The sequence below is a fragment of the Nocardiopsis xinjiangensis YIM 90004 genome (assembly GCF_000341145.1).
In the GTDB taxonomy this organism is placed as follows: Bacteria; Actinomycetota; Actinomycetes; order Streptosporangiales; family Streptosporangiaceae; genus Nocardiopsis; species Nocardiopsis xinjiangensis.
Genome location: NZ_ANBE01000050.1, coordinates 1 through 18491 on the forward strand (window position 1 = coordinate 1; position 18491 = coordinate 18491).

Consider the following 18491-nt stretch of genomic DNA (forward strand, 5'->3'; position numbering starts at 1 on the left):
TGCGGGAAGCCCCGGCCGGGCTAAGCTCGACGCTCCGACGAACACCACCCCACCCCCACCCCGACCACGACCCCATCAACACGTCTAGGTTGTGGTGGTGGCGCGACCGACGAGAGGAGTCCCCATGAAGGATCGGACGACGGGACGGCGCCTGCGCGAGCGCGCGCCCCTGGCCCTGGGCGGGATGTTCCTGGCGGCAGGGATGCTGCACTTCGCCAAGCCCAAGCCCTTCGAGGCGATCATGCCCCGCCGGCTGCCCGAGCGCCGCGCCTGGGTGTACGCCAGCGGGGCCGCGGAACTGGCGTGCGGGGCCGGTCTGCTGACCCGGCGGAAGTGGGCGGGGCGGGCGAGCGCCGCGCTCCTGCTGGCGGTCTGGCCCGCCAACGTGCAGATGGCCCTGGACTCCGGTTCGGGCCGCCTGCCGGGGGTCGCGGACAACAAGGCCCTGGCGTGGGGACGGGTGCCGCTGCAGATCCCGCTGATCTGGGCGGCGCTGCAGTCGCGGCCCAAGGACACCGGACGGTCGTGAACCCCGTGGACGGCGTCGGGCCCCACCGAACGGCGGGGCCCGACGCACACGCGGTGCCTCAGAGGCGGCAGGCGTAGATGTCGGTGACCAGGATGGCGCGGGCGCCGATCTCCCAGAGGTCGTCCATGATCGCCTGCGCCTGCTTGCGCGGGACCATCGACCGGACGGCGACCCAGCCCTCGCGGTGCAGCGGGGAGACCGTGGGGCCCTCCATACCGGGGGTCAGGGCGACGGCGTCCTCGAGCTGCTCGGCGTGGACGTCGTAGTCCATCATCACGTAGTCGCGGGCGACCAGGACCCCGCGCAGGCGCCGCAGCAGCGTCTCGACCTTGGGGTCCTCGCCGGCGCCTGTGGGCCGGATGACGACCGCCTCCGACTCCAGGATCGGGTCCCCGAAGATCTCCATGCCGGCCTGGCGCAGGGTGGTGCCGGTGGAGACCACGTCGGCGACGGCGTCGGCGACACCGAGCTTGACGGAGGTCTCGACGGCGCCGTCCAGGTGGATGACCCGGGCGTCGATGCCCTTCTCGACCAGGTGCAGGCGCAGGATCTCGTCGAAGGAGGTCGCCACACGCTTGCCCTGGAGGTCCTCCAGGGTCATCTCCCCTCCGTTGGGGGCGGCGAAGCGGAACGTGGAGCCGCCGAAGCCCAGTGCAAGGATCTCGTCGACGGGCGCCGCGGAATCCATGAGCATGTCGCGGCCGGTGATGCCGGCCTGCAGGATGCCCTCGCCCACGTAGACGGCGATGTCCTTGGGGCGCAGGAAGAAGAATTCGGTCTCGTTGTCGGGGTCGACCATCACCAGGTCGCGGCTGCTCTTGCGCTGGCGGTACCCGGCCTCGCGGAGCATCTCCACGGCGGGTTCGGAGAGCTGGCCCTTGTTGGGCACGGCGATTCTCAGCATCTCGGGCATGTCGGTGCGCTTCCTCGGGTCGGTTCTGCGGTGTTCGGGGACGTCACGCGGGCCGGTGCTCGCGGCGCCCGCGACGCGCGGGGCCGGGCGGTGCCACCGGCCAAGGCCGTGTTCGGCGGGTACCGAGCACGGCCTAAAGATGCTTGTAGACGTCCTCGAGCCGCAGGCCACGGGCCAGCATCAGAACCTGGAGGTGGTAGAGGAGCTGCGAGATCTCTTCGGCGGCCTGCTCGTCCGACTCGTACTCGGCGGCCATCCAGACCTCGGCGGCCTCCTCGACGACCTTCTTGCCGACGGCATGGACACCGGCGTCGAGTTGGGCGACGGTCCCGGACCCCTCGGGGCGGGAGCGTGCCTTCTCGGACAGCTCGGCGAACAGCTCTTCGAAGGTCTTCATGGTCTCTTTCCTCGACCGGCAGTGCCCTTCCAGCGTAGAACGTCGGGACGACCGCCGCGTCCACCGGCCCCGGGTGTCCCACCATCCGGACGGGCACGTCAGGTCATACGGCGCGCCACGGTGCGCACGAGCCACCGGGGCAGCATCTTCAGGAGCGCGTCACCGGTCTTGTACTGGGCTCCGGGGATCACACGCGGACGCCGGGCCATCCAGGCGAGGAGGGAGTCGCGGACGATGTGTTCCTTGGGCACGAACGCGACCTCGGGCAGTCCGCGCTCCTGCACACCGCGGGTCATGTCGGTGCGCACGAACCCGGGCAGGACCACGGTCACGCTCACACCGGCGGAGCGCACCTCGGCGGCCACGCTCTCGCTCCACAGGGTGAGGAACTTCTTGCCGGCCCCGTAGACCGAACCGCCGGGGTTGACGACGGGCTCCCCTGCCAGTGAGGACACAGTGATGACCCCGAGCCCGGTGACGGCCCCGGCCCTGCGACGGGCGATCTGTACCGGCAGGACGGCCCGGGTCAGGCGCAGGACCGAACGCACGTTGATGTCGATCATGGCGTCGACGTCGTCGGGGTCCTGTTCGGTGAAGGGCCCGCCGTCGCCGCGCCCGGCGTTGTTGACGAGCAGGTCGACGGGCTCGAGGCCGCTGCCGGGCTCGGCCCGCAGGCGTTCGGCGACCCGTTCGGTGTCCTCGGCCGAGCCCAGGTCCGCCGGCAGGACCTCCACGTCCGCATCGCACCGTTCACGCAGGTCCTCGGCCAGTGTCGCGAGCAGGTCCGTCCGGCGTGCGACCAGGACCAGGGAGTACCCGCGCTGGGCGAGGCGGCGGGCGTACTCTGCGCCGATGCCGGTGGAAGCGCCCGTGACCAACGCAGTACCGGGGCGGACGGGGGGCATCGGACTGCTCTGACTCATGCCGCCCACCCTAGATCGTGTTTTTGCGCCGTTCCGGCCCCACACCGTCGCCCGCAGCCGGGTTCCCCTCAGCCCCGTGGGGCTTCACACAGGCCCCGGGAGGCACGGCTCCGCTATACCCGGGAAGCCGCCAGGCGCTAGCGTGCAGGTATGTCCGAGACACACAGCTCCACGGGGCCCTACCCCGCCCTCCGGTTGGACGAGCGCCTGCGGGACACCGGGCTCTTCCTCAGCCAGGCCCTGCGCACGTTCAAGGCGACCGGTTCGGTGGTGCCCAGCAGTGCCGCCCTGGCCCGCGCCATGGCCGAGCACGTCAGGGAACGGCCCATACCGGGTCAGCCCCTGCGCATCCTCGAGGCGGGTGCGGGAACCGGGGCGATCACACGGGGGCTCGCCGACGCGATGATCCCGGGTGACACCGCCGACCTCGTCGAGTCCAACGCGGAGTTCGCCGGCCACTTGTCGGAGCTGCTCACCACCGACCCGGACCTGGCACGCATCTCCGACAGGGCGACGGTGCACGCCAAGTTGGTCGGCGAGATGGGCACCGACCGCACCTACGACGTCATCGCCTCGGGGCTGCCGTTCGCGAACTTCGACGCCGAGGACGTCGAGGAGATCCTGGAGTACTACTTCCGGATCCTGGAGCCGGGCGGCTACCTGTCCTTCTACGGGTACCTGTACACGAAGGGGGTCAAGGCGGTCATCGCCCGGCGCGAGGACTACCTGCGCCAGGCACGGACGAGCTGGGTCGTGCAGGACTGGATCGATCGCTACGGGATCCGTTCGGAGAGGGTCTTCGCCAACGTCCCGCCCGCTTTCGTGCACCACCTGCGCAAACCCGCCTGACGGAGAGCTCCGCAGCCACGATCCCGCGGCCCCGCCCGCCCCTCCTGCCCACCCGGGCCGGGGAGCGCAGGCGGGGCCGCGGCGTGTGCGCACCGGGCGATCCCGTTCGGATCCGCTCGCGGGTAGCAGGGACACATCCCGAAATCGGCAGATGACCGAGAGAATTCATCCTTATTCGTGATCTGCATCACCAAGGCATGATGGCCCCGCTACCCGCGGGACGGGGGTAGTCTCACCTTGACTTCGTGTGGACCAGACTTTTCCTCGGCACGCCACCATCCACGGTGTGCACCCGTTCGGTTCAAGAGCGGTTCAGGTCTGTTCAAAGTCCCACGGAACACACTCCGCGCCACAAGCTCCGGGTCCACGTTCTGCACTTCACGGTTCGGCACGAACCGGTTCTCTGCGCGGAGTCACACAGATCACCCATGTCCCCAGGTCAAGCATGGACCGACGGAGGAGGCAACGTGACGCTCACCCAGGCGGTCGAGACGGCTCCGAACCTGCCCGAGGATTCCGCCCGCAGCACTCCCCAGGCCATGCCGTTGGACGTACGACGACGTGTGTCCGCGCTCGCCCGCACCTCCCGGCTCCTGGTGGCCTGCGACTACGACGGCGCCCTCGCGCCCGTGGGCGGTGACCGCCGGCGCCCAGCACCCGAGGCCCTCCGTGCCCTGCGCGAGCTCGCCGACCTTCCGGGAACCGTGTGCGCCGTCGTCTCCGCGCGCCCCCTGAGCGATCTCGCGGTGCTCTCCCGGCTGCCCTCCGAGGTCCGCCTCGTCGGAGCCCACGGGACCGAGTTCGACACGGACCTGACCATCGACCCCGACCACACCGACGAGGGTCCCGGCGCCCCTCCCGCCGACAAGGCCGCCGCCCTCGAGCTCCTGCGCGAGCAGACCGACGCCACCGCGATCCTCTACATCGGCGGCGGCGACGGCGAGGAACCGGTGTTCCTCGGCCTGGCCGGCGCCGACGCGGGCGTGCGTGTGGGCCCCGAGCACACCGTCGCCGCGCACCGTGTCGCCGACACCCCGACCGCCGCGGCCCTGTTGGCCTCCCTCGCGGTCGAGCGCCGCTCCTGGGTCTTCGGCGAGCGGCCCACCCCCATCGAACGCATGTCGATGCTGTCCAACCGGTCCTCGGTCGCGCTGGTGGGACCGGACGCGCGCCTGCTGTGGATGTGCCACCCCGAGCCGGACTCCGACGCCCTGTTCGCGGAGGTGCTCGGCGGGCGGCAGGCCGGCCGGTTCGCGATCGCCCCCAGCCACGGCGGCCGTCCCCTGGGGCAGCGTTACCTGGACGACACCATGACGGTGCGCACCCGGTGGTCGCGCCTGGAGGTCACCGACTACCTCGCCCACCACACCCCGGCAGGGCGCACCGACCTCGTGCGGGTCATCAGCGGTGTCACCCCCGCCTCCGTCGAGTTCGCCCCGCGCCCCGACTTCGGCCGCGCGCCCGTGCGCATCACCCAGGTCGAGGGCGGTCTGTGCGTCGACGGCGCCGAGTACCCCATCGTGGTGCGTTCGCCGGGTGTGGAATGGGACATCGACCACGACGGTGTCAACGACACCGCCCGCGCGGTCGTGCACCCGGCCTCCGAGCACCCGGTCGTGCTCGAGATGCGTTGCGGCACCGAGTCCCTCGATGCGGCCGTCGCCAGCGAGACCGAGCGCCGCCGGCGTTCCGGCGCGCACTGGTCCGAGTGGTTGAACACGCTCACCCTGCCCGAGACCGCCCAGGCCCTGGCCGCCCGTTCCGCGCTCACCCTGCGCGGACTGTGCACCCCCACCGGTGGGGTCATGGCGGCCGCGACCACGTCCCTGCCCGAGGAGATCGGCGGGGTGCGCAACTGGGACTACCGGTACTGCTGGCTGCGTGACGGGGCCCTGACCGTGCAGGCGCTGGTGAGCCTGGGCTCGACCGAGGAGGCCGAAGCCTTCCTCGACTGGGTGCACCGGGTCGTCGGTTCCCTGCCCGGACCGGAGATGCTGCGCCCGCTGTACTCGCTGCGCGGCACCGACCTGGGCCCGGAGGAGGTCGTGGAGACACTCGCCGGCTACGCGGGTTCGCGGCCGGTGCGGGTCGGCAACCTCGCCGACCACCAGGTGCAGCTGGACGTGTTCGGGCCCGTCGTCGAGCTCATCTCACGCCTTTCCCGCGCGCGGGGGCACCTGGCCGACCGCGACTGGGAGCTGGTGCGTTCCATGGCCGAGGCCGTCGCCCGGCGCTGGGACGAGGCCGACCACGGCATCTGGGAGGAGCGCGACGAGCCGCGCCAGCGTGTGTACTCCAAGGTGATGTGCTGGGTGACGCTGGACCGTGCGCTGTCGCTGGCGGAGCGGTACGACCGCGACGCCGACCCGTCCTGGCCGGCCCTGCGCTCGCAGATCGCCGACCAGGTGCTGGAACAGGGCTGGGACGAGACCGCGCAGGCCTTCACCACCGCTTACGACGGTCCGGACCTGGACGCCGCTTCGCTGCACATCGGGCTCTCCGGGCTCATCGACCCCGCCGACGCACGGTTCCAGGCCACGGTCACCGCGATCGAGGCGGAGCTGCGCAGCGGACCGACCGTGTACCGCTACCACCGCGACGACGGTCTGCCCGGCGGTGAGGGCGGGTTCCACCTGTGCACGACGTGGCTGATCGAGGCCTACCTGCTCACCGGACGGCGTGCGGAGGCCGAAGAGCTGTTCAAGCACCTGGTGGAGGCGGCAGGACCGACCGGGCTGATCCCGGAGGAGTACGACCCGTTCACCGAACGGGCGCTGGGCAACCACCCGCAGGCGTACTCGCACCTGGGGCTGATCCGGTGCGCCCAGCTGCTCGACGAATTCGTTTAGCACCGCCTTCCCCGTACGAGGCCGCCCCCGTGCCCAGGCACGGGGGCGCCGTCGTGCCCGGAGGTACCACACCCCGCGTGCAGAGCGGCGCGGACGAGACCTGAGACACTGGCTCCCGCGCACTTCACCCCCTTCCGAGAGGCTGGACCAACGTGGACCGCGAGCACGACATCGTCCTGTTCGGTGCGACCGGGTACACCGGCGCGCTGACCGCCGAGTACCTGGCCACCCACGCCCCGCGAGAGCTGCGCTGGGCCCTGGCCGGACGCAATCACGCCAAGCTGGAGGCGCTGGTCACCGAGCTCGCCGCTCTCGCCCCGGACCGGCCCGAACCCGACCTGTTGTCGGCCGATGCCGAGGACCCGGGATCGATCCGCCGCATGGCCGCGTCGGCGCGGGTCGTCATCACGACGGTCGGGCCCTACAGCGAGCGCGGAGAGTCTCTGGTGGCCGCGTGCGCGGCGGAGGGCACCGACTACGTGGACCTGTGCGGGGAGCCCGCGTTCGTGGACCGCATGTACGTCGAGCACCACGAGACGGCACGGCGCACCGGGGCACGGCTCGTGCACGCGTGCGGGTTCGACTCGATCCCCCATGATCTGGGGGCGCTGTTCACCGTGGGGCAGCTGCCCGACGACGCGCCTCTGCACGTGGAGGGTTTCGTGCGGGCCCGCGGGAACGCCTCGGGCGGCACCCTCCACTCGGCCCTGGGCGCGTTCAGTGATCCCCAGGAGATGGTGGCGGCGTCGAAGGAACGGCGTGCGCTGGAGGGCAAGCCGGAGGGCCGACGGGTCCGGATCGACCGCAGCGGTCGTCCGCGGACCCGTCTGGCGCGCGGGTGGACGACCCCGTTGCCGACCCTGGACCCGAAGGTCGTGATCGGTTCCGCGGCGAAGCTGGAGCAGTACGGGCCGGACTTCTCCTACGGCCACTACGCGGCGTTCCGGCACCTGACCAGCGCGGTCGGCGCGGTGGGCGGTGCCGCCGGTGTGATGGCCGCGGCGCAGGTGCCTGCGCTCCGGGAACGCCTGGGGGCGTTGCGCGCGCCGGGCGAGGGCCCCACGGAGCAGCAGCTCGCCGACGGCTGGTTCACGGTGCACTTCGCCGGGTCCGGCGGCGGGCGCCGGGTGCACACGCTGGTCTCCGGTGGTGAGCCGGGGTACCGGGCGACGTCGGGGATGCTCGCGGAGTCGGCGCTGTGCCTGTGGCAGGACGATCTGCCCGAGACCTCGGGGCAGGTGACCACGGCCGTGGCCATGGGTGAGGCGCTCATCGGGCGCCTGCCCCGCGCCGGGGTGGAGTTCCGGGTGCTGCGCGAGTTCGACGACTGACCCGGGCCGGGACGCGGGGTCAGTAGTTGATCATGTCGCCGGCCAACCCGTGGACGGCCTCCTTCACGGCCTCGCTCAGCGTCGGGTGCGCGTGGATGTTGCGCGAGACCTCGTGCACCGTGAGGTCCCACTGCTGCGCCAGCGTCAGCTCCGGCAGCAGCTCGGTGACGTCCGGTCCGATCATGTGCGTACCGATGATCTCCCCGTACCGGGCGTCGGAGAGCACCTTGACGAACCCGCGGCTGTCTCCCAGACCGTGCGCCTTGCCGTTGGCCATGAACGGGAACTTGGACACCTGCACGTCGTAGCCGGCCTCGCGCGCCTCGTCCTCGGTGTAGCCGAAGCTCGCGATCTGCGGCTGGCAGTAGATCGCGCGGGGGACGAACCGGTAGTCGATCTCCTGGGTCTCGGCCCCCGCGATGGTCTCGCTCGCGACGATGCCCATCGCCTCGGCGGTGTGCGCCAGCATGAGCTTGGCGGTCACGTCGCCGATCGCGTAGATGTGCGGCACGTTGGTGCGGCCCCGGGCGTCGATCCCGATGGCGCCGCGCTCGGTCAGCTCCACCCCGGCCTTCTCCAGCCCGTAACCCTCGACGTTGGGGGAGAACCCGATGGCCTGGAGCAGCTTGTCGGCCTCCAGGGTCTGCGACTGCCCGTCGGACCCGGTGACCTGCACCTTCACCCCCGATCCGGTGTCCTCGACCGACTCCACCCGGGTGGAGGTCATGACCTTCACGCCGAGCTTCTTGAAGGACCGGGCGAGCTCCTTGGCGACCTCCTCGTCCTCCAGCGGGACCATCCGGTCGAGGAACTCCACGACCGTGACGTCCACGCCGTAGTTGGCCATGACGTAGGCGAACTCGACACCGATCGCCCCGGCACCCGCGATGACGATGCTGTCGGGGAGCTTCTCCTGGAGGATCTGCTGCTCGTAGGTGACCACCCGCTCGGACAGCTCGGTGCCGGGCAGGAGCTTGGTGGAGGAACCGGCAGCGATCACCGAGTTGTCGAACGTGACGGTCTCGGTGGACCCGTCCTCGCCGCGCACCTCGACGGTGTGCTCGTCCACGAACGTGCCGCGCCCGTTCAGCTGGGTGATCTTGTTCTTCTTCATGAGGAAGTGGATGCCCTTGACGCGGCCGTCGGCGACCTCGCGGCTACGGCTGTGGGCCTTGCCGTAGTCGAACCGCACCGACCCGTCCACCTCGATGCCGAAGGTGTCGGCCTCGTTGTGGAACAGGTGCGCGAGCTCGGCGTTGCGCAGCAGGGCCTTGGAGGGGATGCAGCCCACGTTGAGGCAGACCCCGCCCCAGTACTTCTCCTCGACGACGGCCGTGGACAGGCCCAGCTGGGCGGCACGGATCGCCGCGACGTACCCGCCCGGCCCAGCACCGAGAACCACAAGATCGAAGTGTCGCTGTCCCATGACGGGATCTCCTTGAGCGTGTTCATGACGCACCCGGCGCGGCTCGCCCGGGGTGTCGGATTGCCGGTCCCAGGCTAGTCGCGCTCCCCCGCCTGCGTGTGACCATCGGCGACGTGTTCGTCACTCCGGGTGTTCCATGCGCCATCGGCGCCCGCTTCCAGACGCGCGGTCTCGGCGTCGTAGTCTGCAGCGGCCTCGGCCAGCACCTGCTCGCGCCGCTTCTTGGAGTCACGGGTGGACAGGTACGCCGGTGTCATCGCGAGCACGAAGATGACCGCGATCATGATCCACATGGCGTACTTGTCGACCAGGAGCACCAGGTCCACGCCGACCTGCCCCGACGTGAAACCGATCCAGGCCACGGCCGCGGTCACCATCAGCGCACCCAAGGCGTCCAGGAACAGGTAGGTGCGCAGCCGCATCCCGCTGACTCCGGCGATCACGTGCGGGACCCCGGCGGGAACACCCGGCAGGTAGCTCAACGGGATCACCAGCCGCATGACCCACGGGTTCATGGTCTCCAGGCGGTCGGCGAACCGCCGGGCCCGCTCGCCCTGCACCAGGAAACGCACGATGCCGCGGCCCCAACGGCGGCCCAGCCACCAGAACAGCCAGTCGATCTTGATCTTGCCGATGACCCCGGCCACGAGCACCACCCAGAACGTCTCCTGGCCCACGCTCGCGAGCGCGCCGCCGGCGCCGATGGCCGCGTAACTGCCGGTGACCAGTGCCAGCGGGACCGGGTGGTCGGCGATGAACAGCGGGCGCAGCGGCATCGTCAGCAGGAAGAACGCCGGGATGCAGACGGCCATCCAGAGCAGGACCCGGTCCTGGCGCTGCGCCTTGCCCTCCCACGGCTTCATGTCACGCAGCTGGGCCTGGGCCCGCTCGCTCTCCTCCTCGTTCCAGGCCTTCTCGGCGGCACGCAGGGCCTCCTCCTTGGAGGGACGGCCGGGGCTGCTGCCGGGCGGGCATGGATCGGTGCTCTCCGTCGTCATGGGCTCCATCCTCGTGCGCGGGGCAGGCCGCGCGACAGGCACAACCGTCACGGTATGCGTGTGTGCTGTGCGGAGCGCGGCCATGACAAGCGTCATACCGCGCAGGTCGGTGCCGGTCCGGTTCCGGGGGAGGGGCCCAGCGCCGGAGGAGGGTCACCGTTCGGGCGGCGGGTGCGGCCACCTCCACGCCGGCGCCCACGACCAACTGTCCGTGACCCCTTCCGGCATCGACGGGAGCAGCGACGCTCCCGGGGCGCCCCGCGGCGCGGGTTCCGGCGCCGGGGCCGGCTCGGCTCGTGGAGCCGCCCCCCGGTCCGGGAGGACGGGTTCGGGGACCGGGGGATCCTCGGCCAGGGACGGGGGATCCTCGGCCAGGGACGGGGGGTCCTCGGCCAGGGACGGGGCGGGAGGCTCCGGCTGGGCACCGAAAGGACTGGGCCCGAACGCGTCGGGGTCGGCCGGCGGGTCGGTCAGTTCCGGCGGCAGAGCCGCGAAGGGCGCCGACATCGGACCGGAGTCGGCCTCGGCGAAGTGCGCGGCCACACCGAAATGCAGGGGCGGACGCGGGTCCTCGTCCTCCTCGCCCTCGACGCGGGGCGCGTGCGGGTGGCGCACCGACCCGGCCGGGTGCATGCGCGACCACCAGGCCGTGGCCTCGTCCATGGCCAGTTCCCCGACGGTTTCGAGGAAACCGGGGATGTGCGGGTGCCGACGGCCCGCCCGCCACGGGTGCGTCAGCGACTGCGGTTCCAGGACCAGCACCCGCTCTCCGTCGACCACGGGGATGTCGGCCGGCGTCGCCTCGTTGCCGATCCACTCGCCGTTGCCGCCCACGAGGTCCCACTCGCCGGTGACCACGTCGGCGAGTGGATCGGCGGCGCCGTCCAGGCACGCTGCCGTCCACCGGGGGTCGGGGCGGTTGCCGCCCAGACGGTGGCCCTCCTTACCGATGAGTGCGTCCGCGAGCAGGGTGTGCAGCTGGAAGTTGTCGCCGACGCCGTCGATGCGCACCCGGAACCCGCGCCACGACGCGCGGTCCAGGACGAGCAGGTACTCGACCTCGGCCATGCGCAGGAGTTCGCTCAGCTCGACGAACTCGTGCAGCCGGGTGGAGAGCGCGTGCACGATCTGTGTGAGGCCTTCGAGCGCCCCCGCATCCGCACGTAGGGCCGCGCGCACGCTCGCGTCGCTCACCATCGCCTTCGCGGCCAAGCCGTAGCGCAGGGAGGTCCACCACCCGATGGTGGCCAGGGGCGCGTTCTCACCGAGGACCTCCTCGACGCGTTTCTCCTGCTCGCCCGAGGTGTCGCCGGGTTCGGGGAGGCGGCCGCCGCCGGTCTTGTCCCAGGCGTGCATGAAGGCCACGGCGGCCTGCCCGTAACTGCCGAGCTGACGCAGGACCTCCAGACCGGCCTGGCCGGCGGAGGCACCGTTCTCGACCAGGGCACCGGCCAGGACCGAGAGGTCGGCGGCGATACCGGCGGCCGGCTCACAGTCGCTGAGCACAGGGGTGAGAGCCTCCATCGCGTGCCCCAGCTCCTTCGGGGGCACCTGCGTGGAAAGGCGGAACACATCGTGCACGGCCTCGGGAAAGTCCGGTGCCTGGGCAGCGGCGGTGTCGAGCACCCGTTGGAACGCGGCGCGAAACTCTTCAGTCACGCCGAAATCCTTCCATATCCGGCACGTTCGGCCGAAGTCGCAGGCACCTTGCGGCCGGAAGGCCTCCAGGTGTACCGGGTTCGGTCCGGACCGGGCCCGCCCCGACGGCGGAAAACGGATTCGGCCCCGTCCCGTGGATGCGGGAGTTGCTAGGGTGTGCCCGCCGAGCACACCCTGTATTGCGTGTGTCCCCCGCCGGGGCAGCTTCCCCTCGCCCGGCGCTCTTCCGACCCGAAGGCCACCCATGCGACTGATCCCCTCCCTTCCCCTGGCGCCCCTGGGCGCGGCCATCACCGCCGTCGTCCTCCTCTCCGGTTGCGAAGGGGGCGACTTCGAATTCGACACCGACCTCTTCTCCGGCGAGGAGTCCCCCAGCCCGAGCGAGAGCCCCTCCCCCGCGGACGGGGAGAACGGCGAGGACGAGGACGGCCAGGGCGAGGAGCAGGCTTCCGGATACTCCCTGCCGCAGTCCTGCGAGGCCGCCGACGTCTCCGGTGCCGCCGGCGGCCTGGCCCCCGGTACCGACCTGGCTGAGGAGAGCGGCGAGATCGAGGACATCGACGGCGCCGAGCAGCTCTCGTGCACCCTCAGCGGCGGCGGAGCCGGCTCCGCCACGCTCACCGTCGTCTTCACCGAGGGCACCGACCCCAGCGCCAACCCCGACGTCATCCAGGTCCCGGGCTCCGAGGAGGAGATGAACTGGGACGTGGACATCGACGTGGACGTGGATACCTACCACACTGACGACACCGACGACCTGGGCGGCGACCTGGAGTACGTCGGAGCCGTCGACGGCTCCAGCACGCAGCTGTACCTGGAGCTGCCCGAGGAGTTCTACGTGACCGCGGTCGTCACCAACTCCGACGTCGACCGCGAGGAGCTCGAGCGCGTGGTCCTGCAGGCCGCCGAGAACGTCCGCGCCTGACCGTTCCCCCCACTCGCCGCCGCGCGCACGCGCCCGGACACAACGGTGGCCCCGTCCCTCGGGAACGGGGCCACCGTGCTTGCGCGGGCAGACCTCAGTGCTCGACCGGGATCTCCTCGAACTCGCCGAAGGGTCCGGCGCTCAGTGTCAGCTCCTCGACCTCGACGGCCGGCGCGGGGAAGACCGCGGCCAGCTCGTAGGTGTTGCCGGGTTGGAGCATGTGCACCTCCTCGGCGAAGCTGCTGTAACGCCCCTCGCCGAAGTCCAGCTGGGCCACGTAGCGGGTCAGCCCGCTGTCGGGTTCGGTGAGCTGGAACCCGCCCAGGGTGCCCTTGTTGAACTGCTCGGGGCCGCCGGCGATGTTCTCCGACCCGCCCAGTTCCGGCACGGTCGGCTCATCGGTGGTGTTGGTCAGGGTGAATGTGCCGACGACGTAGGCACCGTCACGGCGCAGCGGATGGATCTGCAGTTCCACACCATCGGTCTCGCCCTCGTCGACGACCGGGCCGGGGTCATCGGTGTAGGGGGCCGGCCAGGTGACGTTGCGCTGGGCCGCGCCGAGACCGTCGTCGTCGTAGGCCTCCTCCTCGGAGGCGTCCACGGTGGGGTCGAAGACGTAGGAGAACTCCACCCGCCGGTTGCGGGCGCGCGCCTCGTCGTCGTCCGCACCGCCCTCACGGGCGACGGGCTCGTCCATGCCCCGGCCCTCGACCTCGAGTTCGTAGTCGGTCCCGAGTTCCTCGGCGAGCAGGTCGCGCACGCTCTCGGCCCGTTCCACGGACAGGTTGTCGTTGTAGGCGGCGTCACCGATGCCGTCGGTGTGGCCGATGACGGTGATGGCGGGTTCGTCGGGGTCGACGTTCTGCGCCAGGGTCGTCGCCGCGCGGCGCACGACGTCCTCGGCGTCCCCGGTCAGGTCCGAACGGTCGAACTCGAACATCACGTCGGAGTGCAGGGAGATGATCTCCCGGTCGCCGTCACGGGTGGTGGAGGCGACCTCGGAGTCGACGAAGCTCTGCACCCAGCCGTCGTCGGCGAGGGCGTCCTCGTCCGGTGGGCGGTTCGCGAAGGTGATGTTCCCGCCGTCCGAGGGGGGACTGTCGGGGGTGAGGTGGTCCTCGGCGTTGGGGTTCTCGGGTGCGGGGGTCTCCTCCTCCACGTCCTGGACGGGGATACCCGTCATCGCGCCGAGGCCGCTGCCGACGAAGGTGACCTGGTCGACGCTCTCGGGCAGCCGGGGGAAGTACCGGATGTACTCGTTGGTGACACCGTCGTGCACGGGGTACAGGCCGTCTGCGTTGGGGCTCTCGGACCCGTACTTGAGGCCGTCGCCGTCGAGGAACTGCCGGTACACGCGTCCGGACATGGGGTCCACCAGGGTGTGCGCCATGCTCAAGTTGCGGTTGGCCCCGGTGAAGTCGTCGTCGTAGGTGACCTCGTAGCGCATCACGGTGTGGTCGTCGGTGCGTTCCAGGGAGGTGACGGCGAAGGTGGTCTCGACGTCCTGCCCGCTGTCCTGGAAGATCCGGCCCTCCTGGACGTAGGGGAAATCCTCCCTGACCGTCGGCGGGCCGTCTCCGAAGGTGTCCGACCACCAGTCAGAGACCGCGGTGCAGCCGGTCAGCAGGAGGCTGCCCGAGACCATCAGCGCGACCACTGCGAGGGGTGTCTTCCGCGCCATGTGGGGGAACTCCGATCGTGTCTGAGGACGTACCTGCCATATCCTCCTTCACTCGCGCACGGGAACCGAACACGGCACCTCCCCATCCGCCGCCGCAAGGGCCCCATGCCCTCCCGGGTGCGACAGAACGGGCGCTCCGACCAGGTAGAGCCCGGCCCCGGGGATCCGTGTCCGCGATCGGCGGAAAATCTTCGGGATCCGACCCATCCGCCTCCGCCGGTGCCCCGAATACCTCACGTGAGCACAGAGAGACGCGAGAGCGCACCACAGGCACCCGGGCGGCACACCGCCACGGGGATCGTCACGGGTCTGCTCACGGTCGGGGCGGCCCTGGGGACCGCCGAACTGACCGCCGCGCTGGCCCGCACGACCTCACCGGTGGTCGCCGTCGGCGACGCCGATCGTCTACGAGCACCTGCGCAGCGACCACGTCCGACCACGTCGCACCCGCGAACACACGCACGGACCACCGCCACCGAGCCGTCGCCCCGTGTCGGGCCGGAGCAAGCCCGGCCCGGGCGGGCCCGACGGTTCTAGGGTGACAGGATGTCCTCCCACCCGGCCCCTGCGCCCCCGCGACCGGCCCCATGACCGCACCTGTCGTCGCGGCCGTACTCGTCGCCGCCCTGCTCCACGCCACGTGGAACGCCGTGGCCCACTCCATCAGCGACCGCCTGCTCGGTTTCGCCCTCATCGGACTCGGCGGCATGGCCGGCACCGCTCCCCTGCTGCTGTTCGTCGGCCTGCCCCCGCGCGAGGCCTGGCCCGTGCTGGCCGCGTCGGTCGCCGCCCACCTGCTGTACCTGGGCCTGCTCATGCTCTCCTACCGCACCGGGGAGTTCGGGCAGGTCTATCCGCTGGCCCGCGGCACCGCGCCCTGGGTCGTCGCCCTCATCGGGGTGGTGTTCCTCGGTGAGCGTCTGCCCCCGAGCGAACTCGCCGGAGTACTGGTGGTCTCCGCCGGCCTCATGACCCTGGTGTTGGCCGGGGGTGTACCGAAGAGGAGGCACGTGCCCGGTCTCCTGGCCGCCTTCGCCACCGGGCTCGGTATCGCCTCCTACACGGTCATCGACGCATACGGGGTGCGCCTGACACAGAACCCGGTCGGTTACATCACCTGGATCATGGTGCTGCAGGGACCGGTGTTCTTCCTCGTGGCCCTGGCCCGCCGGCGGGGCCGGTTGTGGGGACAGATACGGCCCGTCTTGCGTATGGGGTTGTCGGGCGGGGCGATCAGCGCCGCCGCCTACGGTCTCGTGCTGTGGGCGCAGCTCTCCGGGGCGGTCGCGGGCATCGCCGCCCTGCGCGAGACCAGCATCGTCTTCGCCGCGGTCCTGGGCGCGCTCCTGTTCGAGGAACGCTTCGGAGCGGTGCGGGTGACCGCCTCGGCCGTCGTCGTCACCGGGGTCCTGCTACTGGCGGTCTGAGCACACGGAAGGTCCCACCCACTCATGGCGCCCCACCAGGCCACCCCCTAGAGTGTGGCCCGTGACACACACTCCAGTCATCGCCGACCCAGAGGAGCGCGTCGCCGTACGCCGGGTGTGGGAGGAGCTCGGACTGCCCGGGCTCGTGGACGTGCACACCCACTTCATGCCCGACAACGTGTTGCGCAAGGTCTGGGCCTACTTCGACGCCCTCGGCGAAGGCGTCTGGCCCATCACCTACCGCGACGACGAGGACTCTCGCGCCGACCGCCTCCGCGCCTTCGGGGTCCGCCGCTTCACCTCGCTGTTCTATCCGCACCGCCCCGGCATGGCGCGCTGGCTCAACGGATGGGCCGCCGACTTCGCCGCACGCAACCCCGACTGCCTGCGCGGAGCCACCTTTTACCCCGAACCCGGCGCCGCCGGCTACACGGCGGAGGCCGTCGCCGACGGCGCCCGTGTTTTCAAGGCCCACCTCCAGGTCGGTGCCTACGACCCCCGCGACCCGCACCTGGACCGTGTGTGGGGCGTGCTCGCCGAGTCCGGGACGCCCGTGGTCGTGCACTGCGGTTCGGGCCCCAGGGCCGGCCCCTTCACCGGCCCCGGCCCCTTCACCGAGGTCCTGCGGCGCCACCCCGGCCTCACCGCCGTCGTCGCACACGCCGGGTCACCCGAATACAGCGCGTTCCTGGACCTCGCCGAACAGTACGAGCGCGTCCACCTCGACACCACGATGGTCTTCACCGACTACACCGAGCGCTACGCACCCTTCCCCGCGGAAGAGTTCCCGCGGCTGCGCGCGCTCGGCGACCGGGTCCTGTTGGGCACCGATTACCCCAACATCCCGTACCCCTACCTCGACCAGCTGAGCGCGCTCACCCGCCTCGACATGGGGCGGGACTGGCTGCGTGCGGTCCTGCACGACAACGGCGCCCGCCTGTTCGACCTGCCACCAGCGCGGATGTAGAGAGAAGGAACCATGGAGCTGGCACTGACGCCCCTGGAGTTCGCCCGCCGCACCCGGAGACTGCACCCACGGCGCGAAGCCGTCGTCGACCGCGGTCTACGGCTGACCTACGAGGAATTCTTCGACCGCTGCGACCGGTGGTCCACCGCGCTCCAAGGCATGGGCGTGGCCAAGGGCGACCGGGTCGCCTACATCGCCCCCAACACCCACGCGCAGCTGGAGTCGTTCTACGCCGTCCCGCAGCTCGGAGCGGTACTGGTCCCGGTGAACTTCCGCCTCACCGCCGACGACTTCGTCTACATCGTCAACCACTCCGGCGCCAAGGTCGTGTGCGTGCACGCCGACCAGCTCGATGCCGTCGACAGCGTGCGGGACCAGATGCCGGGCGTGGAACGGTTCGTCGCGCTCGAGGGCGCCAAGCCCGGTTGGGAGGACTACGCGGCGCTCGTCGCCGACTCCTCGCCCGATTACACCGCACCCGAGATCGCCGAGACCGACCTGCTCACCATCAACTACACGTCGGGGACCACCGCCCGCCCCAAGGGGGTGATGATCACCCACCGCAACGCCTACATGAACTCCGTCGGCACCCTGCTGCACCTGCGCATGGACATCGGCGACCGGTACCTGTGGACGCTCCCGATGTTCCATGCCAACGGCTGGACCTACACCTGGACCGTCACCGCCGTGGCCGCCACGCACGTGTGCCTGCCCGCGATGGACCCGGCCCGGGCCTTCGAACTCGTCCGTGAGGAACAGGTGACCTGGCTGTGCGCCGCCCCGACGGTGCTGATCATGCTGTCCAACGCCACGGAGTCCCAGCGCGGCGAGGTGCCCTCCGGCGTGCACGTGGTCACCGCCGGCGCCTCGCCCGCAGCCGACACGATCGAACGTCTGGAGGACGACTTCGGCTGGACCGTCACCCACGTGTACGGCCTGACCGAGACGACGCCGTTCATCACCGTCTGCGAGCCGCGTCCCGAGCACCGGGAGCTGGACACCAGCGAACGCGGACGTCTGAAGGCCCGCCAGGGGGTCGAACTCATCACCTCCGGCGAGCTGCGGGTGGTCGACGAGCAGGGCGGGGAGGTGCCGTGGGACGGCGAGACCGTCGGGCAGATCACCGTGCGCGGCAACGTCGTCATGGCCGGGTACTACAACGACCCCGAGGCCACCGAGAAGGCGATGGGCGAGGGCTGGTTCGGCACCGGTGACGCCGCCGTCGTCCACCCCGACGGGTACACGGAGATCCAGGACCGGCTCAAGGACGTCATCATCTCCGGCGGCGAGAACATCTCCTCGGTGGAGGTCGAGGGTGTGCTTCTGCGCCACCCCGCCGTGCTGGAGGCCGCCGTCGTCGGTGTGCCCCACGAGCGGTGGGGCGAGACCCCGCTCGCGACCGTGGTGCTGCACGGGGGCGCCACGACGACGGAGGCGGAGATCATCGCGTTCGCTCGTGAGAATCTCGCGCACTTCAAGGCGCCCACGCAGGTGGAGTTCACCGAGCAGCTGCCGAAGACCGCGACGGGCAAGATCCAGAAGTTCGTGCTGCGCGGTGGCGCCTCCGCCGTCACGAGGCAGTAGCCGGGCGGGCTGCCCCGGGTCTTCGCCCCTGAA

16 protein-coding genes are annotated in these 18491 nt (G+C 71.0%); 9 read left to right on the forward strand and 7 right to left on the reverse strand.

Translation table 11 applies throughout. From position 1 onward, the window contains the following. Positions 1-124 precede the first annotated feature (124 nt). Positions 125-529: a DoxX family protein gene (locus D473_RS0121215; RefSeq protein WP_017611049.1), complete on the forward strand. Its 405-nt coding sequence runs from the start codon at positions 125-127 to the stop codon at positions 527-529. Between the two features lie 58 nt (positions 530-587). On the opposite strand, the gene hisG is transcribed toward D473_RS0121215, so the two are convergent. The 3 genes from hisG to D473_RS0121230 form a co-directional block, all read right to left on the reverse strand. Next, positions 588-1442: an ATP phosphoribosyltransferase gene (gene hisG, locus D473_RS0121220; protein WP_017611050.1), complete on the reverse strand. Its 855-nt coding sequence runs from the start codon at positions 1440-1442 to the stop codon at positions 588-590. 133 nt (positions 1443-1575) lie between these two features. Further along, entirely contained in the window at positions 1576-1839 is a 264-nt protein-coding gene (locus tag D473_RS0121225) for a phosphoribosyl-ATP diphosphatase (RefSeq protein ID WP_017611051.1), read from the reverse strand. Between the two features lie 98 nt (positions 1840-1937). Next, on the reverse strand, positions 1938-2762 hold the full coding sequence (locus D473_RS0121230) for an SDR family NAD(P)-dependent oxidoreductase (RefSeq protein WP_026127171.1): 825 nt from the start codon (positions 2760-2762) through the stop codon (positions 1938-1940). Positions 2763-2912: 150 nt separating this feature from the next. Between D473_RS0121230 and D473_RS0121235 the strand changes: the two genes are divergently transcribed. The 3 genes from D473_RS0121235 (at position 2913) to D473_RS0121245 (ending at position 7791) form a co-directional block, all read left to right on the forward strand. After that, on the forward strand, positions 2913-3611 hold the full coding sequence (locus D473_RS0121235) for a class I SAM-dependent methyltransferase (protein WP_017611053.1): 699 nt from the start codon (positions 2913-2915) through the stop codon (positions 3609-3611). A 467-nt stretch (positions 3612-4078) separates the two neighbouring features. After that, positions 4079-6460: a trehalase-like domain-containing protein gene (locus D473_RS0121240; RefSeq protein ID WP_017611054.1), complete on the forward strand. Its 2382-nt coding sequence runs from the start codon at positions 4079-4081 to the stop codon at positions 6458-6460. A gap of 152 nt (positions 6461-6612) precedes the next feature. After that, on the forward strand, positions 6613-7791 hold the full coding sequence (locus tag D473_RS0121245; RefSeq protein ID WP_017611055.1) for a saccharopine dehydrogenase family protein: 1179 nt from the start codon (positions 6613-6615) through the stop codon (positions 7789-7791). A gap of 19 nt (positions 7792-7810) precedes the next feature. Here D473_RS0121245 and lpdA read toward each other — a convergent pair whose 3' ends face one another. The 3 genes from lpdA to D473_RS0121260 all read right to left on the reverse strand — a co-directional run bounded on the left by lpdA (position 7811) and on the right by D473_RS0121260 (position 11874). Further along, positions 7811-9217: a dihydrolipoyl dehydrogenase gene (gene lpdA / locus D473_RS0121250; RefSeq protein WP_017611056.1), complete on the reverse strand. Its 1407-nt coding sequence runs from the start codon at positions 9215-9217 to the stop codon at positions 7811-7813. Between the two features lie 74 nt (positions 9218-9291). After that, positions 9292-10215: a DedA family protein gene (locus D473_RS0121255; protein WP_017611057.1), complete on the reverse strand. Its 924-nt coding sequence runs from the start codon at positions 10213-10215 to the stop codon at positions 9292-9294. A 153-nt stretch (positions 10216-10368) separates the two neighbouring features. After that, a complete protein-coding gene (locus tag D473_RS0121260; RefSeq protein WP_026127173.1) occupies positions 10369-11874 on the reverse strand; it encodes a hypothetical protein in 1506 nt (501 codons plus the stop codon). Between the two features lie 244 nt (positions 11875-12118). Here D473_RS0121260 and D473_RS0121265 point away from each other — a divergent pair, with 244 nt between their 5' ends. Continuing rightward, positions 12119-12799 carry a hypothetical protein gene (locus D473_RS0121265; RefSeq protein ID WP_017611059.1) on the forward strand — a complete coding sequence of 227 codons (681 nt, stop codon included), beginning with the start codon at positions 12119-12121 and terminating at the stop codon, positions 12797-12799. A 94-nt stretch (positions 12800-12893) separates the two neighbouring features. Here the strand turns inward: D473_RS0121265 and D473_RS0121270 are convergent, their stop codons facing one another. After that, positions 12894-14480, reverse strand: a complete 1587-nt coding sequence (locus D473_RS0121270; protein WP_026127174.1) for an OmpA family protein — start codon at positions 14478-14480, stop codon at positions 12894-12896. 237 nt (positions 14481-14717) lie between these two features. Here D473_RS0121270 and D473_RS27770 point away from each other — a divergent pair, with 237 nt between their 5' ends. The 4 genes from D473_RS27770 to D473_RS0121285 all read left to right on the forward strand — a co-directional run bounded on the left by D473_RS27770 (position 14718) and on the right by D473_RS0121285 (position 18458). Further along, entirely contained in the window at positions 14718-15017 is a 300-nt protein-coding gene (locus D473_RS27770) for a hypothetical protein (protein WP_083918058.1), read from the forward strand. Between the two features lie 50 nt (positions 15018-15067). Further along, positions 15068-15907: a DMT family transporter gene (locus D473_RS0121275; RefSeq protein ID WP_017611061.1), complete on the forward strand. Its 840-nt coding sequence runs from the start codon at positions 15068-15070 to the stop codon at positions 15905-15907. Between the two features lie 61 nt (positions 15908-15968). Continuing rightward, complete coding sequence (locus tag D473_RS0121280; RefSeq protein ID WP_026127175.1) at positions 15969-16874, forward strand: amidohydrolase family protein; 906 nt, start codon at positions 15969-15971, stop codon at positions 16872-16874. Positions 16875-16886: 12 nt separating this feature from the next. After that, a complete protein-coding gene (locus D473_RS0121285; RefSeq protein WP_017611063.1) occupies positions 16887-18458 on the forward strand; it encodes a long-chain-fatty-acid--CoA ligase in 1572 nt (523 codons plus the stop codon). The last annotated feature ends 33 nt before the right edge of the window (positions 18459-18491 follow it).